This window comes from Streptomyces sp. NPDC046716 (assembly GCF_040645755.1).
Lineage (GTDB): Bacteria > Actinomycetota > Actinomycetes > Streptomycetales > Streptomycetaceae > Streptomyces.
The window spans coordinates 62,359-81,699 of record NZ_JBEYYU010000023.1 but is presented as its reverse complement, the minus strand read 5'-3'; the positions used below and the strand labels follow the sequence as shown (position 1 = coordinate 81,699).

The 19,341-nt window shown below is 70.3% G+C and carries 16 protein-coding genes; 5 read left to right on the top strand and 11 right to left on the bottom strand.

What is annotated here, in order from left to right:
* Window positions 1-187 precede the first annotated feature (187 nt).
* Entirely contained in the window at window positions 188-1,669 is a 1,482-nt protein-coding gene (locus tag ABZ930_RS19110) for a hypothetical protein (RefSeq protein ID WP_361549136.1), read from the bottom strand.
* A gap of 554 nt (window positions 1,670-2,223) precedes the next feature.
* On the opposite strand from ABZ930_RS19110, the gene ABZ930_RS19105 reads away from it, so the two are divergent.
* Window positions 2,224-2,892: a bifunctional DNA primase/polymerase gene (locus ABZ930_RS19105; protein WP_361549134.1), complete on the top strand. Its 669-nt coding sequence runs from the start codon at window positions 2,224-2,226 to the stop codon at window positions 2,890-2,892.
* Window positions 2,893-3,178: 286 nt separating this feature from the next.
* Here ABZ930_RS19105 and ftsY read toward each other — a convergent pair whose 3' ends face one another.
* Window positions 3,179-4,390: a signal recognition particle-docking protein FtsY gene (gene ftsY / locus ABZ930_RS19100; RefSeq protein ID WP_361549132.1), complete on the bottom strand. Its 1,212-nt coding sequence runs from the start codon at window positions 4,388-4,390 to the stop codon at window positions 3,179-3,181.
* Between the two features lie 214 nt (window positions 4,391-4,604).
* Here ftsY and ABZ930_RS19095 point away from each other — a divergent pair, with 214 nt between their 5' ends.
* On the top strand, window positions 4,605-6,062 hold the full coding sequence (locus tag ABZ930_RS19095) for a cytosine permease (protein ID WP_361549130.1): 1,458 nt from the start codon (window positions 4,605-4,607) through the stop codon (window positions 6,060-6,062).
* Between the two features lie 69 nt (window positions 6,063-6,131).
* Complete coding sequence (locus ABZ930_RS19090) at window positions 6,132-7,106, top strand: LLM class flavin-dependent oxidoreductase (RefSeq protein ID WP_361549128.1); 975 nt, start codon at window positions 6,132-6,134, stop codon at window positions 7,104-7,106.
* 126 nt (window positions 7,107-7,232) lie between these two features.
* Here the strand turns inward: ABZ930_RS19090 and ABZ930_RS19085 are convergent, their stop codons facing one another.
* From ABZ930_RS19085 to ABZ930_RS19070, 4 genes are all read right to left on the bottom strand, one after another.
* The gene (locus tag ABZ930_RS19085; RefSeq protein WP_361549126.1) at window positions 7,233-8,648 is read right to left on the bottom strand and encodes a sugar porter family MFS transporter; all 1,416 of its coding nucleotides are present in this window, start codon (window positions 8,646-8,648) and stop codon (window positions 7,233-7,235) included.
* 232 nt (window positions 8,649-8,880) lie between these two features.
* Window positions 8,881-12,468 (bottom strand): chromosome segregation protein SMC, encoded by a 3,588-nt coding sequence (gene smc, locus ABZ930_RS19080; RefSeq protein WP_361549124.1) that lies wholly within the window; start codon window positions 12,466-12,468, stop codon window positions 8,881-8,883.
* Window positions 12,469-12,702: 234 nt separating this feature from the next.
* Window positions 12,703-12,903 carry a hypothetical protein gene (locus tag ABZ930_RS19075; RefSeq protein ID WP_111668230.1) on the bottom strand — a complete coding sequence of 67 codons (201 nt, stop codon included), beginning with the start codon at window positions 12,901-12,903 and terminating at the stop codon, window positions 12,703-12,705.
* A gap of 391 nt (window positions 12,904-13,294) precedes the next feature.
* A complete protein-coding gene (locus ABZ930_RS19070) occupies window positions 13,295-13,576 on the bottom strand; it encodes an acylphosphatase (RefSeq protein ID WP_361549122.1) in 282 nt (93 codons plus the stop codon).
* Between the two features lie 136 nt (window positions 13,577-13,712).
* On the opposite strand from ABZ930_RS19070, the gene ABZ930_RS19065 reads away from it, so the two are divergent.
* A complete protein-coding gene (locus tag ABZ930_RS19065) occupies window positions 13,713-14,861 on the top strand; it encodes a CAP domain-containing protein (RefSeq protein ID WP_361549120.1) in 1,149 nt (382 codons plus the stop codon).
* A gap of 99 nt (window positions 14,862-14,960) precedes the next feature.
* Window positions 14,961-15,365 carry a helix-turn-helix domain-containing protein gene (locus ABZ930_RS19060; RefSeq protein ID WP_361549118.1) on the top strand — a complete coding sequence of 135 codons (405 nt, stop codon included), beginning with the start codon at window positions 14,961-14,963 and terminating at the stop codon, window positions 15,363-15,365.
* Here the strand turns inward: ABZ930_RS19060 and mutM are convergent.
* From mutM to ABZ930_RS19035, 5 genes are all read right to left on the bottom strand, one after another.
* On the bottom strand, window positions 15,338-16,198 hold the full coding sequence (gene mutM, locus ABZ930_RS19055; protein ID WP_361549116.1) for a bifunctional DNA-formamidopyrimidine glycosylase/DNA-(apurinic or apyrimidinic site) lyase: 861 nt from the start codon (window positions 16,196-16,198) through the stop codon (window positions 15,338-15,340). The two genes, ABZ930_RS19060 and mutM, sit on opposite strands and share 28 nt — an antisense overlap.
* 168 nt (window positions 16,199-16,366) lie before the next feature.
* Entirely contained in the window at window positions 16,367-17,170 is an 804-nt protein-coding gene (rnc, locus tag ABZ930_RS19050; protein WP_361549115.1) for a ribonuclease III, read from the bottom strand.
* A gap of 7 nt (window positions 17,171-17,177) precedes the next feature.
* Complete coding sequence (rpmF, locus tag ABZ930_RS19045; RefSeq protein WP_030361955.1) at window positions 17,178-17,351, bottom strand: 50S ribosomal protein L32; 174 nt, start codon at window positions 17,349-17,351, stop codon at window positions 17,178-17,180.
* Window positions 17,352-17,353: 2 nt separating this feature from the next.
* Window positions 17,354-17,998 (bottom strand): DUF177 domain-containing protein, encoded by a 645-nt coding sequence (locus ABZ930_RS19040; protein WP_361549207.1) that lies wholly within the window; start codon window positions 17,996-17,998, stop codon window positions 17,354-17,356.
* 192 nt (window positions 17,999-18,190) lie between these two features.
* Window positions 18,191-19,273 carry an ATP synthase F0 subunit B gene (locus ABZ930_RS19035; protein WP_361549205.1) on the bottom strand — a complete coding sequence of 361 codons (1,083 nt, stop codon included), beginning with the start codon at window positions 19,271-19,273 and terminating at the stop codon, window positions 18,191-18,193.
* Window positions 19,274-19,341: the final 68 nt, after the last annotated feature.

The window sequence follows — 19,341 nt, the reverse complement described above, 5'->3', positions numbered from 1 at the left end:
TGACGAAGAGGTCGTGGGTGTTACGCGTCCATGAACTGCCGGATGACGGGTTTGCCGCTCGTTTTCGCGGCGCGGCCGTGGCGTGGACATGGGCCGGCCGCGACCGCCGTCCTCGATGACCTGGCGCGGGGGAGCCGAGTCGGGCTGTTTCGGGACGGGCCGGTCGCGGCCGGGGTTCCGGAGGTGCTCAGACCGCCGCTTCGGCGGTCTCGGGCAGCTGTGCGGCGAGCAGGTCGGTGAGGTCGATGACCTCGGCGAGGTCGCCGAAGTCGCGGACCGCGGTGTCCACGGTCTTGCGGATGCGGGTGTTGACCCGCTCGGAGCGGACCTTGCGGGCGATGCCGAGCGCCTGCTTGGCCATCACGGTCGCCTGCTCCGGCTCCTTCTGGAGCAGGTGCACGGTGGCCATCCCGATCAGGTTCAGCGCGTACGAGCGCTGGTGCTCGGCGTCCTGGCCGAACAGGTCGACGGCCCGCTGCATCAGCGGCTCGGACATCGACGCGTAGGCGGGGCTGCGGCCGGCGACATAGGCGAGGTCGCGGAAGGAGTGGCTGTTCTCCCCGTGCAGTTCGGCCGCGGAGAAGAAGCGGATCCAGTCGGGGTCCGGCTCGTCCCAGTCGTCGGCGTCGGTGAAGGTGTCCTCGGCCATGCGGACGGCCCGCTTGCACTTGCCGGGCTGTCCCATGTTCGCGTAGGCGCGGGCCTCCATCGCATACAGCATGGCCTGGGTGCGCGGACTGGCGCAGTCGCGGCTGCCGTACTGGGCGAGGTGGATGAGCTCCAACGCGTCGTCGGGGCGGCCGAGATGGATCATCTGGCGGCTCATGCTGCTGAGGATGTACGAGCCCAGCGGCTTGTCGCCCGCTTCCTTGGCGGCGTGCAGGGCGAGCACGAAGTACTTCTGGGCGGTGGGCTGCAGCCCCACGTCGTAGCTCATCCAGCCGGCCAGCTCCGCCAGTTCGGCGGCGACCTTGAACAGGCGCTTGGTGGTGGTCTCGGGCTGCGGCTCCTGGAGGAGGTCGGTCACCTCGTGCAATTGGCCGACGACCGCCTTGCGGCGCAGCCCGCCGCCGCACTGGGCGTCCCACTGGCGGAACATGACGGTGGTGGACTCCAGGAGGTCAAGCTCCGGCTTCGACAGCCGGTTCGCCCGGCGGTGCGCGGCATTCTCCTGGTCCGGCCGGCTCGCCGCGGCGCCCGGGGTGGGCACCAGCCAGCGCTGCATCGGCTCGATGAGGGCGGGGCCCGCGGCGAGCGCGAGGGAGCTGCCGAGGAAGCCCCGGCGCGCGAGCATCAGGTCGCTGCGCGAGAACTCGCCGATGAGCGCGACGGTCTGCGGTCCGGTCCACGGCAGGTCGACGCCTGAGACGGAGGGGGCCTGGTGCGCGGCGCGCAGGCCGAGGTCCTCGACGGCGACGACACAGCCGAAACGCTCGGAGAACAGCTCGCTCAGGATTCTGGGGATCGGCTCGCGCGGGTTCTCCCCGTCGAGCCAGCGGCGCACCCGTGAGGTGTCCGTCGAGATGTGGTTCGCCCCCAACTGGCGGGCCCGGCGGTTCACCTGGCGCGCCAGCTCGCCCTTGGACCAGCCACTGCGCAGGAACCACGAGTTGAGCAGTTCGTTCGGGCGCTTCTCCGCGTTCGCCACGCTGCCGCCGCTGCCGCCCACTGGAACGCCCCCATTCCCTGAAGTTGTCTACGCGATCTCTGCCGTCGAGCGATCCGTGCCGTCCGGGGCGCTCAAGTCCGAGGCCCTGTCGAACCCCGCCAAAGGCCCGGTCGGCCACTCTTTGCCATCAAGCTGTCATCGAGCAGTCGTCGAGCTGTCAGCAAGCCTTACCAGGATGCCGTCAACTACGGCTTCCCGTCCGGCAGTTGTCACTCCTCGAACAGGAATCCGGCTTGCCTCCGGCATACCCACGGGTGCATGTACCCCGAGGGTTCGTGCACTGAAAGTAATCCTACGATCACCCCTCTCGCGAGGGCGAACCCGGAAACGCCACCATTCGCCACCCCTTCGAATGAACTCAGTTGCGCTGACACACGATTCACTTGACATAGGACAGCCGGAGATGGGCGGAGCGTAGTGCGCCGGGGCGCGTGACCCCGCGGCGCACCACCCCGGATGCGGCTCGGCGCCGCCCTGACCAAGCGGCGAGTGCATCGGGTCACGATCCGTATCCGTCGCGTAACCACCGGCGCGCGGGACCTGTTGGAGGGGGCATGGGCTTCACGATCGGCGGCATTCGCGAGATGCGTTCCGGCACACGACGCCGGGGCCGCGCGTCCGGCCGCACTTCGGACTGCACCACGGTGGCGGAGTTCACCGGTCTCTGGGGCTGGGACGTGGTTCCCGGCGCGCGCGCCGCGGGCGGCGTCTGCTCGTGCGGCAAGGCGGACTGCCGGGCCCCCGGTGCCCACCCGATCGACCCGGCCGCACTGATCCCGGCCGGCGCCACCCTCGACGAGGTGACGGCGGCCTGGGGACAGTTCCCCGGCGCCGCGGTACTGCTCCCCGTGGGCCGCGCCTTCGACATCCTGGACGTGCCCGAGGCGGCGGGCCGCCGCGCCCTGATCCGGCTGGAGCGCATGGGCGTCCCCCTCGGCCCGGTCGTCGCCACCCCGGAGGGCCGCGCCCACTTCTTCGTCGCCCCCGGCGCCGCGGCCGAACTGCCGACGCTGCTCTACCGCATGGGCTGGGACGGCGCCTCCCTCGACCTGCACGCGCTCGGAGCCGGTGACCACATCACCGCTCCCCCGTCGGACCGCGCGGGCCTCGGACCCGCGACCTGGCTGCGCGCCCCGTCCCTGGACACGGCGATGCAGCCCCCGCAGGCACGGCTCCTCCTCGGAGCCCTGGCGTACGTGGCACACCGGTCGCCCTGCGCCTAGGGCCTGTCCGGCGGATCAGGTCGCAGCCGGGCGGCCCGCGCATTTCTGTGCTGGTGAGCGGGGTCTGGTGCGTCGAGATGCACGGCAGAGGAGGGCGTCAGCGCGGAGCGTTGGCAACCGACGACAACGCCGCAGGTCGGCGTGCCAGACCCCGCGCCCGCGACAAGATCCGCCGGACAGGCCCTAGGGCCCGTCCCCGGCAGTCGGCCCGCACGAAAAGAATCCTCGGCCCGCACAGTGACTGTGCGGGCCGAGGATTCTCCTCGTTCCGGCTGCGCCGAATCGATTACTCCCCGATCAGCGCGTCCACGAACGCCTCGGCCTCGAACGGCGCCAGGTCGTCCGGGCCCTCGCCCAGGCCGATCAGCTTGACCGGTACGCCCAGCTCGCGCTGGACCGCGATCACGATGCCGCCCTTGGCGGTGCCGTCCAGCTTGGTCAGCACGATGCCGCTGATGTCGACGACCTCGGCGAAGACGCGGGCCTGGACCAGCCCGTTCTGCCCCGTCGTCGCGTCGAGCACGAGCAGCACCTCGTCGAGCGGCGCGTGCTTCTCCACGACGCGCTTGACCTTGCCGAGCTCGTCCATCAGGCCGGTCTTGGTGTGCAGCCGGCCCGCGGTGTCGATGAGGACGACGTCCGCGCCCGCCTCGATGCCCTCCTTCACGGCGTCGAAGGCGATGGACGCCGGGTCGCCGCCCTCGGGGCCGCGCACGGTGCGGGCGCCGACGCGCTCGCCCCAGGTCTGCAGCTGATCGGCGGCGGCGGCGCGGAACGTATCTGCGGCGCCGAGCACGACGTTCTTGCCGTCGGCGACGAGCACGCGCGCGAGCTTGCCGGTGGTGGTGGTCTTGCCGGTGCCGTTGACCCCGACGACCATCACGATGCCCGGAGTGGTCCCGTCGGCGTTCCCGTCCGTCTTCACGGCACGGTCGAACTCGGGGACGAGCAGCTTGAGGAGCTCCTCGCGCAGCAGGCCGCGCAGCTCCTCGGGGGTGCGGGTACCGAGCACCCGCACGCGCTCGCGCAGGTTCTCGACCAGCTCCTGGGTGGGCTGCACGCCGACGTCGGCGGTGAGCAGCGTGTCCTCGATCTCCTCCCAGGTGTCCTCGTCGAGGTGCTCGCGCGACAGGAGCGTGAGCAGCCCCTTGCCCAGCGCGTTCTGCGAGCGCGACAGCCGGGCGCGCAGCCGCACCAGGCGGCCCGCGGTCGGCTCCGGTACCTCGACCTCGGGAGCGGCGGGCTCCTCGACCACCACAGGAGCCGCGGGCTCCTCGGTGACCGGAAGGTCGACCTCCTCGATCGTGCGCCGCGCTTCGTCGCGCGGCGTCTCGGCCTCGTCGCCTACGTGCGGCTCGGCGGGCGGGGCGGCGGTGATGTCGGGGGCCGACGGGGGAGGAGGCGGCAGCTGCTTCTTCTTGCGACCGCTGACCACCAGCCCGCTGACCGCGCCGATCACGACCACGGCGATGACTACAGCAAGGATGACGATTTCCATAACTCGTCCAGTATCAGTCATGGGCCCTCGCCGGGGCTGTTCTCGTTGCTTCCTCCAAAGGACAAAGGGCTCTGGAGGGTATGACTCGGACTAAAGTACGATGGAAGTGGTCGCGTCAACGCGCGTAGAGTCCCTCCAGATCGATTCGCCCCACCCCCACCGGCTCTCCCGTCCCCCGCGTCGGAGCCGAGCGAGAGGCATGGAACCCCCCGCCATGAGCAAGACCGCCGCATCCGAAGGCGCCCTGGAAACGCGCGGCCTCGAGCCCGTCCCCGATTCCGAGCGCACCGCCAAGACCCGCGACCTCTTCCCGACCTGGGTCGGCGCCAACATCAGCGTGCTGCTGCTGACGATGGGCGCGAGCCTCGTCGTGGCGTACAAGCTCAACTTCTGGCAGGCCCTCGTCGTCGCGGTCGCGGCGCCCATCGTGTCGTACGGCCTGGTCGGCCTGATCGGCATCGCGGGCAAGCGCGGCGGCGCCCCCGGGATGGCGCTGTCCCGCGCGGTCTTCGGCCAGCGCGGCAATCTGCTGCCCGGATCGCTCATCTGGATCGCACGCTGGGGCTGGGAGACGATCAACGCGGTGACGGGCGCGTACGCCGTCCTGACGATCCTCGACATCCTGTTCGGCATCGGGAAGAACAACGTCCTGGTGATCGTCACCCTGCTCGCCTTCGTGGTCGCCACGTTCGTGATCTCCGGGCTCGGCATCAACGCCGTGCAGAAGTGCAACAAGTACGCGACGTACCTCTTCGGCCTCTTCTCGGTCCTGGTGCTGGTCTACCTGATCATCGACACCGACTGGTCCGCGGTCTTCGGCCGGCCCGCCGGGCAGACCTCCCTGATGGTCGCGGGCATCGGCATGATCGCCGCCGGCGGCGTCAGCTGGATCCCGTCCTCCCCCGACTTCACCCGGTACCTGCCGCGCACCGCCTCCTCCCGGGGGATCGTCGGCACCTCCATCGGCGGCGCGGGCATCGTCGTCCTGCCCATGGTCCTGATGGGCGCCGTCATGGCGGTCTCCACACCCGACCTGGCCTCGGCCTCCGACCCGGTCTCCTTCCTCGGTGAGCTGCTGCCGACCTGGATCGCGGTGCCGTACCTGCTGATCTCGCTGGTCGGCATGCTGCTGATCAACGCCATGTCGATGTACTCGGCCGGCTTCACCGCGCAGACCCTCGGCTTCAAGATCCCGCGCCACTGGGCCGTCTCGGTCAACGCGGTCATCTCGCTGATCTTCGGCGGCATCCTGATGCTGGTCGCCACCAGCTTCATGGGCTCGTTCATCGCCTTCCTGTCGCTGCTCGCGGTCGCCTTCTCCGCCTGGGTGGGCGTCTTCGGCGCGGACATGTTCACGCGCAAGCACTACGACGCCGCGGCCATGCTCGACACCACCCGCACCAGCGCCTACTGGTACAAGGGCGGCTTCTCCCCCGCCGCCGTCGTCTCCTGGGCGGCCGGTCTCGGCGCGGGGCTGCTGTTCACCTCGTCGGACTGGTTCTCCGGCCCGCTGGCCGGCAACAACTTCATCGGCGAGTACGGACTGGGCTGGATCGTCACGATCGTCGTCTCGGGCCTGCTCTACCTGGCGCTGCCGAAGCCGGCGGACACCACCACGGCCCCGGACACCGCCGACGAGGCACCCCGGGAGCCCGAGACCATGGCTATCTGACGTCCCGTCAGCTAACGTCCCCCTTCACCCGAGCCCCGAGCCCCGAGCCCGCTGAAGGGGGACTTTTCCATGCCTGTCTCCGTCGTACGGTTCAATCTGGTCGACCCCGACGGCACGCCGGAGTCGCTCAGCGCCCGCTACCAGGCGGCCGTGGAGATGGCGGTGTACGCCGACGAACGGGGCATCGACACCGTTCAGACCGAGGAGCACCACGGCGTCGCCAACAACTGGCTGTCCTCGCCGTTCACCTTCGCCGGAGCGGTCCTCGGCGCCACCCGCCGGATCGCGGTCACGGTCTCCGCGATCATCGGCCCGCTGCACGACCCGCTGCGCCTCGCCGAGGACATCGCCGTCCTGGACCTGCTCAGCGGCGGCCGCCTGGTGACGGTCGCCGGGATCGGCTACCGGCCCGAGGAGTACGCGCAGTTCGACGTGGAGTGGAAGCGGCGCGGCAAGCTCCAGGACGAGCTCCTGGAGACGCTGCTGAAGGCCTGGTCCGGCGAGGAGTTCACCTTCCGCGGGCGCCGGGTCCGGGTCACTCCCCGGCCGTTCACCCAGCCCCATCCCCTGCTCCTGGTCGGCGGCTCCTCGCAGGCGGCCGCGCGCCGGGCGGCCCGGCTCGGGCTGCCGCTCTTCCCCAGCGCGCATCTGCCGGAGCTGGAGACCTACTACAAGGAGAAGCTGGTCGAGTACGGGACCGAGGGCTGGACCATGATGCCCACCGAGACCACTCCGCTGCTGCACCTCTCCGAGGACCCGGACCGCAGCTGGGCCGAGTACGGCGCGCACTTCCTGCACGAGGCGCGCACGTACGCGTCCTGGCAGTCGGGCGACATCAAGTCGGCGGTGAAGTCGGCCGCCTCGACGGTCGAGGAACTGCGCGCGGAGGGCGTCTACCGGATCCTCACGCCGCAGGAGTGCGTGGCACAGGGTCTCGACAACTACGTACTGCACCCGCTGTCGGGGGGCATGCCCCTGGAGGAGGGCTGGCGCAGCCTGCGACTGTTCGCGGAGGAGGTCATTCCGGCGATCTCCGCCGGCTGAGCGGAGATCCGGTCGGCCCCGGCACGACGGCGCCGCCTCCGGGAGACCGGAGGCGGCGGAGTCATCGGGGAGACGGCGGCGGGGGATGAAGAGCCGTCTCCCCGGGTCATACGGGGAGCGGGCGGGTCAGCCCATCTCCTCCAGGGCCTTGCCCTTGGTCTCCTTCACGAACTTGAGCACGAAGGGGATGGAGAGCGCGGCGAAGACCGTGTAGATGATGTACGTCGCGGAGAGGTTCCAGTCGGCCAGCGACGGGAAGCTCGCGGTGATCGCCCAGTTGGCGATCCACTGGGCCGAGGCGGCCACACCGAGGGCCGCGGCGCGGATCTTGTTCGGGAACATCTCGCCGAGGAAGACCCAGACGACCACACCCCACGACAGGGCGAAGAAGAGGACGAACACGTGGGCCGCGACCAGGGCCACCCAGCCCTGGGTGGCGGGCAGCTTGCCGTCCACCAGGTCGTAGGAGAACGCCCACGCCTCCAGGGCGAGGCCGATGACCATACCGACGGAACCGATCAGGGCCAGCGGCTTGCGGCCGATCCGGTCCACGAAGATCATCGCGATCACGGTGCCGACGATGTTGATGATCGACGTCGTGAACGAGTAGAAGAACGAGTCCGACGGGTCGACGCCGACCGACTGCCACAGCGTCGAGGAGTAGTAGAACGCGACGTTGATGCCGACGAACTGCTGGAAGACCGAGAGGCCGATACCGATCCAGACGATCGGCTTGAAGAAGAAGCCGCCGCCGAGCAGGTCCTTGAACGTCGACTTGTGCTCGCTGCGCATGGCGTTCTCGATCTCGCTCACGCGCGCGTTCAGGTCGATCTTGTTGCCCTCGACCTCTTCGAGAACCTTCTTGGCCCGCTCGGTCTTGCCGACGGAGATCAGGAAGCGCGGCGACTCGGGGATCGCGAAGGAGAGCAGTCCGTAGAGGATCGCCGGGATGACCATGACGCCGAGCATGACCTGCCAGGCCTCGAGGCCCATCAGCTTGCCGCGCTGGTCGCCGTCCGCGGCGTTCAGCAGGCCCCAGTTGACGAGCTGGGAGATGGCGATGCCGACGACGATCGCCGCCTGCTGGAAGGAGCCCAGCCGGCCGCGGTAGGCGGGCGGGGCGACCTCGGCGATGTAGGCCGGGCCGATGACCGAGGCCATGCCGATGGCGAAGCCGCCGATGATCCGCCAGAACGCCAGGTCCCACAGAGCGAAGGGCAGCGCCGAACCGACGGCGCTGATGGTGAACAGGACCGCCGCGATCTGCATGCAGCGGATGCGCCCGATGCGGTCGGCGATCCGGCCGGCGGTGGCGGCGCCGATGGCACAGCCGATCAGGGCGATGGCGATCACCTGCGCGAGCGCGGCAGAGCCGATGTCGTACCGGTCGCGGATGGCCTCGACGGCGCCGTTGATCACGGAACTGTCGTAGCCGAAGAGGAAGCCGCCCATCGCGGCCGCGGCCGCGATGAAGATGACATGGCCCAGATGCTCGGGATGAGCGTCCCGGGCTCCGGACTTGGGTGCCGCTGTGTCGGTCACGTGTACTCCTCGGGCCACCGGCTTCGCTGCCGGGGGTGGGGGCGAGCCCTTCCAGTGGCGCACAACATGACGCGGCCGACCACCTGAAGGCAAAAGCAACGTTGCAGAGACTATGTGTTCAAGTTTCGAAGTCAATACCTGGGGTGCTGTGAATTTTCGGGCACAACAACAGCATGTTGCGTTCAAGTCTTGAAGACTTGTAGGGATCGTTGAAATAGCGCGCGGCGCGGGCCTACCGCAGCCGCTGGCTGATCACCTTCGACACCCCGTCGCCCTGCATGGAGACGCCGTACAGCGCGTCGGCGACCTCCATCGTGCGCTTCTGGTGCGTGATCACGATGAGCTGCGAGGCCTCCTGCAGCTCCTGCATGATGCGGATCAGGCGCTGCAGATTGGTGTCGTCGAGAGCGGCCTCGACCTCGTCCATCACGTAGAACGGGCTGGGCCGTGCCTTGAAGATGGAGACCAGCATCGCCACGGCGGTCAGCGAGCGCTCGCCGCCGGAGAGCAGGCTCAGCCGCTTGACCTTCTTGCCCGGCGGGCGGGCCTCGACGTCCACGCCCGTGGTGAGCATGTTGTCGGGATCGGTCAGGATCAGCCGTCCCTCGCCGCCCGGGAACAGCCGGCTGAAGACGCCCTCGAACTCCCGGGCCGTGTCCCGGTACGCCTCGGTGAAGACCTGCTCGACGCGCTCGTCCACCTCCTTCACCACTTGAAGGAGATCGGTACGGGTCTTCTTCAGGTCCTCCAGCTGCTCACTGAGGAACTTGTGGCGCTCTTCGAGAGCCGCGAACTCCTCCAGGGCAAGAGGATTGACCTTGCCCAGCTGCTGGTAGGCGCGCTCGGCGGACTTGAGCCGCTTCTCCTGCTCCGAACGGACGAACGGGCGCGGCTTGTTGCGCGGGTGCTCCGGGTCCTCCGGCAGTTCCTCGCCCTCGGCGGGGAGCGAGGGCGGCACGAGCCGGCCGGGACCGTAGTCCGCGACGAGTCCGGCCGGTTCGACACCGAGTTCCTCCAGCGCCTTGGTCTCCAGCTGCTCGATCCGCAGCCGCTTCTCCGCCCCCAGTACCTCGCCGCGGTGAACTGAATCAGTGAGTTTGTCGAGTTCCGCCTTGAGATCCCGGCCGCGGCCCCGCTCGGCGACCAGTTCCTGCTCCCGCACGGCCTTGGCCCGCTCGGCGAGCGCGCGCTCCTCATCGGCGCGCGCGAGCGAGACCTCGACGTGCGCGAGCAGCTGCCGGGCGCCGGACGCGACGGCCTCGGCGACCGCGGCCTCGTACTGGAGCCGGGCCCGCTGCCGCTCCGCACGCGCGCGTGCCTCGCGTTCGGCGCGGGCGGCCCGGTCGAGCGAGTCGGCGCGTCCCGCGAGCCCCTTGACCCGCTCCTCGTGCGTACGCACCTGGAGGCGGGCCTCCATCTCCGTCTGCCGGGCGTTGGCACCGTCGGCGGAGAGCCGGTCGCGCACGGACGTGTCCGGCTCCTCGTCCCCGTCGCCGTAGGCGGACTGCTCCTCGGCCACCGCGAGCCGCTCGGCCAGCTCCTCCGCGTCCGTGGCGGCCTTCTCCAGCGCCTCCTGAGCCTTGGCCGCGGCGGCGGTGCTGCGCTCGGCCTCACCGGCGGCGCCGCGGGCCTGCCCTGCGAGCCGCCCGAGCTGCTGCGCCCGGCCGGAGCGCTCCCGCTCCACGGCCCGCTGCCGCTGCCCCAGCTCCTCGACGAGCGCGGCACACTCCTTGCGCCGCTCCCCCGCCGCGTGCTGGACCTCGGCCAGCTCCTCGCACTGCGCGGCCAACCGCTCCAGCTCGGCGGCGGCCTCGTCCACGGAGGCCTGCACCTCGAGGAGGCTGGGCGCCCCGGCGGATCCGCCGTGCGCGAAGTGCGCCCCGAGCAGATCACCCTCTGCGGTCACCGCGGTCAGCTCCGGCCGGGCGTAGACCAGATCCTCCGCGTCCTCCAGCGTCCCCACGACAACGATGCCGCGCAGCAGCCGGCGCACCGCGGGCAGCAACTCCGACGGGCCGCGGACGAGTTCGGCGGCGGACGGCGGGGTGCCCGGCTCGCTCTCCTGGCCGGCGTCCCCGTCGTCCTCCCGCTCACCGGAGGCGTCCCCCGCGAGCAGCAGGGCGGCCCGTCCCGCGTCCTGCTTGCGCAGGAGGCGAATCGCTTCGGCAGCGGCGGTCGGGGAGGCCACGGCGATGGCGTCGGCCGCCGCCCCGAACGCCGCCGCCACGGGCACCTCGAACCCCGGCGCCACGGACAGCAGTTCGGCGGCGGGCCCGAGCAGCCCGCTCAGCCGCTCCCGCGCCCCGAGCAGCGCCCCCGTACCGTCCTTCCGGCGCAGTCCGAGCGCAAGCGCCTCGTGGCGGGCGGCGACGGCGGCCCGCTTGCGCTCGGCGGAGGTGGCGGCCTCTCGGGCGGCGGACAGCGCCGACTCGGCCTCCGAGAGCCCGGTCTTGGCCTCCTCCAGCCGTGCGCCGAGCTCCTCGTCACCGGCGTCGAGCCCGTCGACCTCGGCCTTGAGCTGCTCGTACTCCTCCTGCGCCGCGACGGCCCGCTGCTCGGCCCCGTCCCGCGCGGCGGCCAGCCGGTCGATCTCGGCCTGGGCGGAGGCGGCCCGCGAGCGCGCCGCGTTGACCTGCCCCTGCAAGCGGGCCAGGCCCTCCCGGCGGTCGGCGATGGCCCGGGCGACGTCCTTGAGCCGGCGCTCCTCGACCGCCAGTTCGCGCTCCAGGTCGGCCCGGTGGGACACCGTCTCGTCGAGGGCGGTCTGCGCCGCCTCCAGGGCGGCCTCCAGCTCGGCCTCCTGCTCGCGCACCCGGGCGGCCTCGCGCTCCAGGTCCTCGGGGTCGCGGCCGCGCCGCTCCTCGGCGGGCGCGGACCGTGCGCTCTTCACCCGCGCGTCGGCCAGCGACACGGTTCCGCGCACCCGCTCGGCCAGCTGCGACAGCTCGACCCAGGTCTGCTGCGCCCGCTGGAGCCGCGGGGTCAGCTGGCGCACCTCGTCCTCCAGGTGCCCCTCGCGCAGGAGGGCCTTCTTCAGCTCGTCCTCGGCGGCCTCCTTGCGCCGCTTCAGCTCGGCCTCGTCGGCGACCTCGGCGCTGAGCGCCTCCCGCAGCCGTACGAGATCGTCGGCGAGCAGCCGCAGCCGGGCGTCGCGCAGGTCGGCCTGGATGACGGCGGCCCGCCGGGCGACGGCCGCCTGCCGGCCGAGCGGTTTGAGCTGGCGCCGCAGTTCGTCGGTGAGGTCCTGGACGCGGGAGAGGTTGGCCTGCATCGCGTCCAGCTTCCGCAGCGCCTTCTCCTTGCGCTTGCGGTGCTTGAGGACGCCCGCGGCCTCCTCGATGAAGGCGCGGCGGCCCATGGGGTCGGCGTGCAGCACGGAGTCGAGCTGCCCCTGTCCGACGATGACGTGCATCTCGCGGCCGATGCCGGAGTCGGACAGCAGGTCCTGGATGTCGAGGAGGCGGCACGTGTCGCCGTTGATCTGGTACTCGCTGCCGCCGTTGCGGAACATGATCCGCGTGATGGTGACCTCGGCGTACTCGATGGGCAGCGCGCCGTCGGAGTTGTCGATGGTCAGCGACACCTCGGCGCGGCCGAGCGGCGGCCGCCCGGTGGTGCCGGCGAAGATGACGTCCTCCATCTTGCCGCCGCGCAGCGACTTGGCACCCTGCTCGCCCATGACCCAGCTCAGGGCGTCCACGACATTGGACTTGCCCGAGCCGTTGGGCCCCACGACACAGGTGATGCCCGGCTCGAACCGCAGCGTGGTGGCCGAGGCGAACGATTTGAACCCGCGCAGGGTCAGAGCCTTGAGGTGCACGCCGTCGGACTCTACCGGGCGCCCCTGTCTCACTCCATGAACCCACGGTTTCACCGATCAATGTGCAGGGCACATCAGACGTTAAGAAAGCGCTTCGGTGCGCGGGGGTTCACAGACCGGAGCCGGCCGGGAGGAAAGAAAGAAGGGACGCCGAAGCGTCCCTTGCATATCTGTTGCGTTGCTCTGTCAAGCGGTGGTTACGAGCAGCCCAACCGCGTGCGCCGTTGAATGCGGTCAGGTGAGCGCGGGCTCCGCCTGGGGTACGTCGACCTCGATGAGAGCGTCGTGAGAAGCGGCAGCCGCGAGCGCGTCGTTCTCCGCCTGGATCCGGCCAAGCTCGGATTCCAGGTCCTGGACACGCTGCTGGAGCCGTCGCATCTCGGCGAGAAGTCGCGGGTCGCTGCCGCCGACGTAACCGAGAAGCGCCTTTGCCATGATGAGTGGTCCTCCACACTGAGTGACCGACCGTAGCGAGGTGGGTCGTGAGGGTCGAGAGGGAAAACGCACCCGCGGTGCTTGGCACTTCTTGTCTTGCTGGCTGTTCTCACATGCCAAACAGCTAAGGTGCGCGGGGATTCCAGAGTCTCACCAAAAAGTTTGACGGTCAACACGATCACGCCCCGTATTGGCGGGCATCCCGGGGGCTCTGCGCCGTGGATCGTGCGGCGCGGCCGGACCGTCGGGGCCCTGGGGGCGTGGAGATCATCCGTACCTCCGGAGCCTGCCACGACTCCCCCGCATTGGCAACCACCAGGGCGTTTCTGCCCGGAGCAGTTGCCCACGGCACGTCCACGCCCCTCGTCCTCGGGCTGCCTGCGACGACGGTTCAGCGAATGGCAAATCCGTCGTAGCCGCCACGGGGTGTGTCCCAGATCTCGGTGACGCCGTCGACGCGGCCGGGTGTGTCGTCGCCGTGGAGCCAGTCGAGCAGTTGCTGACACGCGGTGCGCGATCCCTCCGCGACCACTTGCACGCGACCGTCGTCCAAATTGAGAGCAAAACCACTCAGGCCGCCGATCTCCAGGGCCCGCGCCCGCGTGAACCAGCGAAAACCCACACGTTGGACGCGTCCTCGCACCCACGCGACCAGGCGCACATCTTCATTCATGGCTGCACGCTAACCGGCCAATTGCTCTCTGAGCACTTCCTCCCCTTGCGTTCTGGGGTACCGTCGCGGACCGATGAGTCTCACCCGTATGGGTGAGTCGTATCGACCACCGCGAGGATCGAGGAAGGCCACAATCATGGGACGCCACCGACGCTCCGACGCCGGCCGCGCCGCCACTGGCCGCGCCGCGGGCACTCCGGAGGAGCAGCACTCCGAGGGCTGGTACACCGAAGGATACGGCGAAGCGTACGGCGTTGATCACGCTGGGGCGTACGAGGAGCGGACCTCCTCCTACTCCTCACATTCCGCGCACTCCTCGTACGCCTCGGCGCCCTCCTACGCGCCGGCGCCCTCCTCGTACGCCCCCACGTCGCCCTACGCGCCGCAGGACGAGACCGTCACGGCCGTGTACGGAACCGTGTCCGCGGCCGGCGGGTCCGACGACCCGCCGCGCGGGCACGCCCACCGCCGCCGCAAGAAGCGCGACGGCGTCCCGCTGCGCACCGGGCTCCTCGGCGCCTCGGCGTGCGTGGCCATGGGCGCGGTGGCGGTGGCCTCGGGGCTGATCCCGGGCGGTGACGCCCTCAAGCTCGGCGGCGACCACGGCGGCAACAAGGTGCAGGCCGCGGGCTCCCCCAGCGTCGAGGCGCAGGGCGGCACCGACGGCACGGTCGAGGACCGCGCCTCGGAGTCCGCCGCGAGCCGCGACGACCAGCGCTCGGCCTCCCCGTCCGCCTCGCCCTCGAAGTCCACCGAGTCGGCCGAGCCGTCGGCGAAGCCGTCGAAGGCGCCGGCCAAGACCAAGAGCGCCGGCACCGCCACGAAGCCGAAGACCGAGAGCCCGTCGACGCCCGCCCCGGCGAAGACCTCGGCTCCCGCCGCGGACAAGGCCACGACCACCTCCGACGAGGCGGCGGCCGCGGCGCAGGTGCTCACGCTCGTGAACCAGGAGCGCGCCAAGGTCGGCTGCTCCCCGGTGACCGCGGACGGTGACCTCGCCTCGCTGGCGAGCGCGTTCAGCGAGGACATGGCCGCGCGGAACTTCTTCGACCACACGGACCCGGACGGCGCGACGCCGTGGGACCGCGCCAAGAAGGCCGGCATCACCAATCTGGGCGGCGAGAACATCGCCCGCGGACAGGCCAACGCCCAGTCCGTGATGGACGCCTGGATGAACAGCGAGGGCCACAAGGCGAACATCCTCAACTGCGACTTCAAGACCCTCGGCGTCGGGGTGCACTTCGGCTCCGGCGGCCCGTGGTGGACGCAGGACTTCGGGTACTAGCACCCGCTCCGGGTACAGGCCCGCGGGCACCGACCCACCTCACTTACTCCTGGTTAGCGCACCCCTTGGGAAAGCGCTAACCGGGAGTATGCTGCGTTCATGACCTCGACCGACAGCGCCCCCGCCGGCGTCACGGACAGCGCCTACGACGTGTTCGCCAGGGCCTGCCCGTCGCGCGGCACGCTGGAGCACGTGACGGGGCGCTGGGGCGCCCTCACGCTCGGGGCGCTGCACGAGGGCTCGTTCCGCTTCAACGAGCTGCGCCGACGGGTCGACGGGGTGAGCGAGAAGATGCTGTCCCAGACCCTGCAGGCGCTGGAGCGCGACGGCCTGGTGCACCGCGAGGCCCAGCCGACGAACCCGCCGCGGGTCGACTACGAACTGACGCCGCTGGGCCGCGAGGTGGCCGGCCGGCTGCTGGCCCTCATCGAGTTCGTCGAGGGCCGCATGGACGACGTACTGGTGTCGCGCGAGCGCTACGACGCGTCGCGCGGCGGCCGCTGACAGCGCGGGCAGTAGTAGCTGGACCGGTTCATCCAGGGGCGGCGCCGCATCGGCGTGGCACACCTGCGGCAGGGCAGTCCCTCCCTGCCGTACGCGTCGAGGGACCGGTCGAAGTATCCCGACTCCCCGTTCACATTGACGTAGAGCGAGTCGAAGCTGGTGCCGCCGACGGAGAGCGCCGCGTTCATCACGTCCCTGATGTGGCCGAGGAGTTCGGCCGTGCGCGGGCGCGTGAACGTGGCGGTGGGGCGCTCGTAGTGCAGCTTCGCGCGCCAGAGCGCCTCGTCCGCGTAGATGTTGCCGACCCCGCTGATGAGCGACTGGTCGAGCAGCGCCCGCTTGATGGTGGTGCGCTTGCGGCGCAGGGCGTCGTGGAACGCCGCGTCGTCGAAGAGCGGGTCGAGCGGATCGCGGGCGATGTGCGCGATGACGTCGGGCAGCCCGTCGGGGGTGGTGTCGTGCAGCGACAGTCCGCCGAAGGTGCGCTGGTCGACGAAGCGCAGTTCGGTGCCGAGGTCGTCGGCGAACCGGACCCGGATCCGCAGATGCTTCTCGTCCGGGGCGTCGTGCGGCTGCACCAGCAGCTGCCCGCTCATGCCGAGGTGCGCGAGCACGGAGGTGTGGGTCGTCTCCAGTGGCAGCCAGAGGTACTTGCCGCGACGGCTCGGCTCCCCGATCACCTGCCCCTTGAGGCGGTGCACGAAGTCCTCGCCACCCGCGATGTGCCGGCGCACAGCGCGCGGGTGCCGCACCTCGGCATCGGCGACGGTCCGCCGGGCCACCCACCGGGCGAGCCCCCGCCGCACCACTTCGACCTCGGGCAGTTCCGGCACAAATCCTCCATGGCGTACTGCGCCCCGAAGGGGCGCGGGACTGTATCGATGTGCGGCTCCGCCGCGTGGGCGCGACCAGCCCCACCGGCCCGCAGACGACAACGATAGGAAAACGCCCGCCCCCACCGGCGGAAACCGGCGAGAACGGGCGCTCCAGGAAACGAAGAGCTACACCCCGGGGGCGCTGTCGGCGCCCTCGGACGACGCGGCGGCCTTGGCCCGCTCGTCCGCGGCGGCCCGGATGGCCCGCCAGGCGGACTCCGCGGCCTGCTGCTCCGCTTCCTTCTTGCTGCGGCCGGTGCCGGTGCCGTACGAGACGCCTCCGACGCGGGCGGCAGCAGTGAAGGTCTTCTCGTGATCGGGACCGGTCTCGGAGACCAGGTACTCGGGAACACCGAGCCCCTCGGTCGCCGTGAGCTCCTGGAGACTGGTCTTCCAGTCCAGGCCGGCACCCAGATTCGAGGACTTCTCGATCAGCGGGTCGAAGAGCCGGTGCACCAGCTCACCCGCCGCGTCCAGACCCTGGTCCAGATAGACGGCGCCGATCACCGCTTCAAGGGTGTCGGCGAGGATGGACGCCTTGTCCCGGCCGCCCGTGCCCTCTTCACCCCGGCCGAGCCGGATGAAGGAGCCCAGGTCGAGCCCGCGACTGACCTCCGCAAGCGCACGCGAATTGACCACCGCGGCCCGCAGCTTGGCCAGCTGGCCCTCGGGCAGGTCGGGGTGGGTTCGGTAGAGGGTGTCCGTGACGACCAGACCGAGCACCGAGTCCCCGAGGAACTCCAGCCGCTCATTGGTCGGCAGGCCACCGTTCTCGTACGCGTACGAGCGATGCGTCAACGCACGCACCAGAAGGGCGGACTCGAGTTTGTACCCGAGCCGCCCTTCCAGAAGCGTGTGGGACGAGGCTGTGGTGTCCGCCTTTTTCTTGGCGTCATCCGCCGATTTATGGCTAGCCACTGTGCCTCTCACCAGCCGCTCAGACCTCGAGGACCTGGCGCTTGTTGTAGGTGCCACAAGCGGGGCACGCGATGTGCTGCAGCTTGGGCTCCTGGCAACGCTCACACGAAACCAGGGTGGGGACCGCAGCCTTCCACTGCGACCGGCGGTGGCGCGTGTTGCTGCGCGACATCTTCCGCTTCGGAACAGCCACGGCTACTTCTCCTGCTTCTCGTCGACGCCCGCTTGTGCTTCGGCGCCGCTCATCTCGTCCTTCTCGCCGTCCTGGATGGTGCCAGCGAGTCCCTGCAATGCCGCCCAACGGATGTCGACGGCGTCGTGGTGGTGGCCCGGCTGGTCCGAAAGCCGCACTCCGCACTCGGAGCACAGACCTTCGCAGTCTTCCTGGCACACCGGCTGCATCGGCAGTGCGAGCACCACCGCATCACGCAGCACCGGCTCGAGGTCGAACAGGCCGTCCTCGATGAAGAGCCTGTCCTCGTCGTCCTCGGCGTCGTCGCCCGGTTCCGCCTTCACGCGGCCCCGGTCGTCGGCGTCAGGGTACGAGAACATCTCCTGGAAGTCCGCGTCGACCTCAAGGTCGAGCGGCTCCAGACACCTTACGCACTCCCCCTTGGCCGATGCACGGGCGGTGCCTGTGACAAGCACACCTTCCATGACCGACTCCAGACGGAGATCGAGCTCCACCGGGGCGCCTGCCGGCACCTCGATGACTCCCTGGATGCCGAAGTCCTTGGGAGCCTCGATCGTGCGGGACAGCCGCTGCATGGCACCAGGACGCCGACCCAGCTCGTGTGTGTCGAACACGAGAGGATTGCGGTGGTCGAGGTGGGTATTCAGGGCTGGTCCTGCTTTCGATCTACGAGGCTCATGAGGAGGCTCCGGGGAGCGGCTGGCCCGGTGTTCCGGAGAATCATTCCGGGCAGCTCGGAACGCACGGGTACGCGCGACCGAACAGCCAGGATACTGGACCATTCGCTCACGGCCCAATCCGGTCCCGGCCACCTTGGCGCGACCGGGTCACACCCGGGTTCAGCGGCCCTGGTCGTACTGCCGCTCGTACTCCCGCACCTGATCCATGCTGATCATGCTGGTGTCGAAGAGGCTGGTCTCGTCGAGTGCGGCGGCCTGCGGCTGCTGGGCTTCCTGCTGGTAGCCGTACTGGTACTGGTCCTGCTGGGCCTGAGCCGCGTACGGGTCCTGCTGCTGGTACCCGTACTGGTCCTGCTGCTGGTACATGGCGTAGGGGTCCTGCTGGGCCTGAGCCGCGTACGGGTCCTGCTGCTGGTACCCGTACTGGTCCTGCTGCACGTCCTGCGCGTACACGGGCTGCTGTGCGGGGATCTGCGGGGCCTGCTGGGGCTCCTGCGCGGCCGGCTGGAGGTCCTGGCCGCCGATCTCCGCGAGGCCCGCGAGGTAGTCGGCGTCGCTGGTGTGCGCCTGCGCACCGCCCTCGCCGTCCATGTGCAGTGCGCCCAGGTCGTCGCTGGCGAGCCGGCCGTGCAGCTTCTGGCGGCCCTTGCCGACGGCCTCCAGGGTCTTGGCGAGCACCGCCTCGAAGGCGCCGAGCTTGACGTCCACGTAGGCGTCGGCGTCGCGGCGCAGCGTCTCGGGGTCGTGGCTGCGCTCGGGAGCGTCCTCGTCCTCGTACCCCTGCTCGTCGATCCCCGGGCCGGTACCGAGCAGCTTCTCGCGGCCTCGGCCGACCGAGCCGAGGGTCTTGGTGAGGACGACCTCGAAGTTGGCCAGCTTGGAGTCGACGTAGTCGTCGGCCTCCGCGCGCACCTCCTCGGCCTCCTGCCGGGCCTCGGTGAGGATCCGGTCCGCCTCGTTCTGCGAGCGGCGGGCGATCTCGGTGTCCGAGATCAGGGTGCCGCGCTCGGCGTGCGCGGTGTCGATGATCCGCTCGGCCTCGGCGCGGGCCTGCTCGACCATCTGCTCGCGGCCGCCGATCAGCTCCTGGGCCTGGGCCAGCGAGCCGGGCAGTGCCTGGCGCACTTCTTCGAGCATCGAGAGAAGGTCGGCGCGGTTGACCACGCACGAGGCCGACATGGGCATGGAGCGGGCGTTGCCGACCGCGGCGACGATCTCGTCGAGCTTCTTCTGCACGTCCACCGTGTGCTCGCCACTCTCTCGTCTGCTCACAGGAATGTGAGGGGTGTTGGAGACGGACGGGACGACTG

Excerpts from the sequence above, each read along its gene's own strand:
- ftsY (WP_361549132.1), bottom strand. The coding sequence starts at position 4,390 with ATGGAAATCGTCATCCTTGCTGTAGTCATCGCCGTGGTCGTGATCGGC.
- ABZ930_RS19060 (WP_361549118.1), top strand. The coding sequence starts at position 14,961 with ATGACCTCGACCGACAGCGCCCCCGCCGGCGTCACGGACAGCGCCTAC.
- ABZ930_RS19075 (WP_111668230.1), bottom strand. The coding sequence starts at position 12,903 with ATGGCAAAGGCGCTTCTCGGTTACGTCGGCGGCAGCGACCCGCGACTT.
- ABZ930_RS19090 (WP_361549128.1), top strand. The coding sequence starts at position 6,132 with ATGCCTGTCTCCGTCGTACGGTTCAATCTGGTCGACCCCGACGGCACG.
- ABZ930_RS19105 (WP_361549134.1), top strand. The coding sequence starts at position 2,224 with ATGGGCTTCACGATCGGCGGCATTCGCGAGATGCGTTCCGGCACACGA.
- ABZ930_RS19095 (WP_361549130.1), top strand. The coding sequence starts at position 4,605 with ATGAGCAAGACCGCCGCATCCGAAGGCGCCCTGGAAACGCGCGGCCTC.
- ABZ930_RS19070 (WP_361549122.1), bottom strand. The coding sequence starts at position 13,576 with ATGAATGAAGATGTGCGCCTGGTCGCGTGGGTGCGAGGACGCGTCCAA.
- ABZ930_RS19065 (WP_361549120.1), top strand. The coding sequence starts at position 13,713 with ATGGGACGCCACCGACGCTCCGACGCCGGCCGCGCCGCCACTGGCCGC.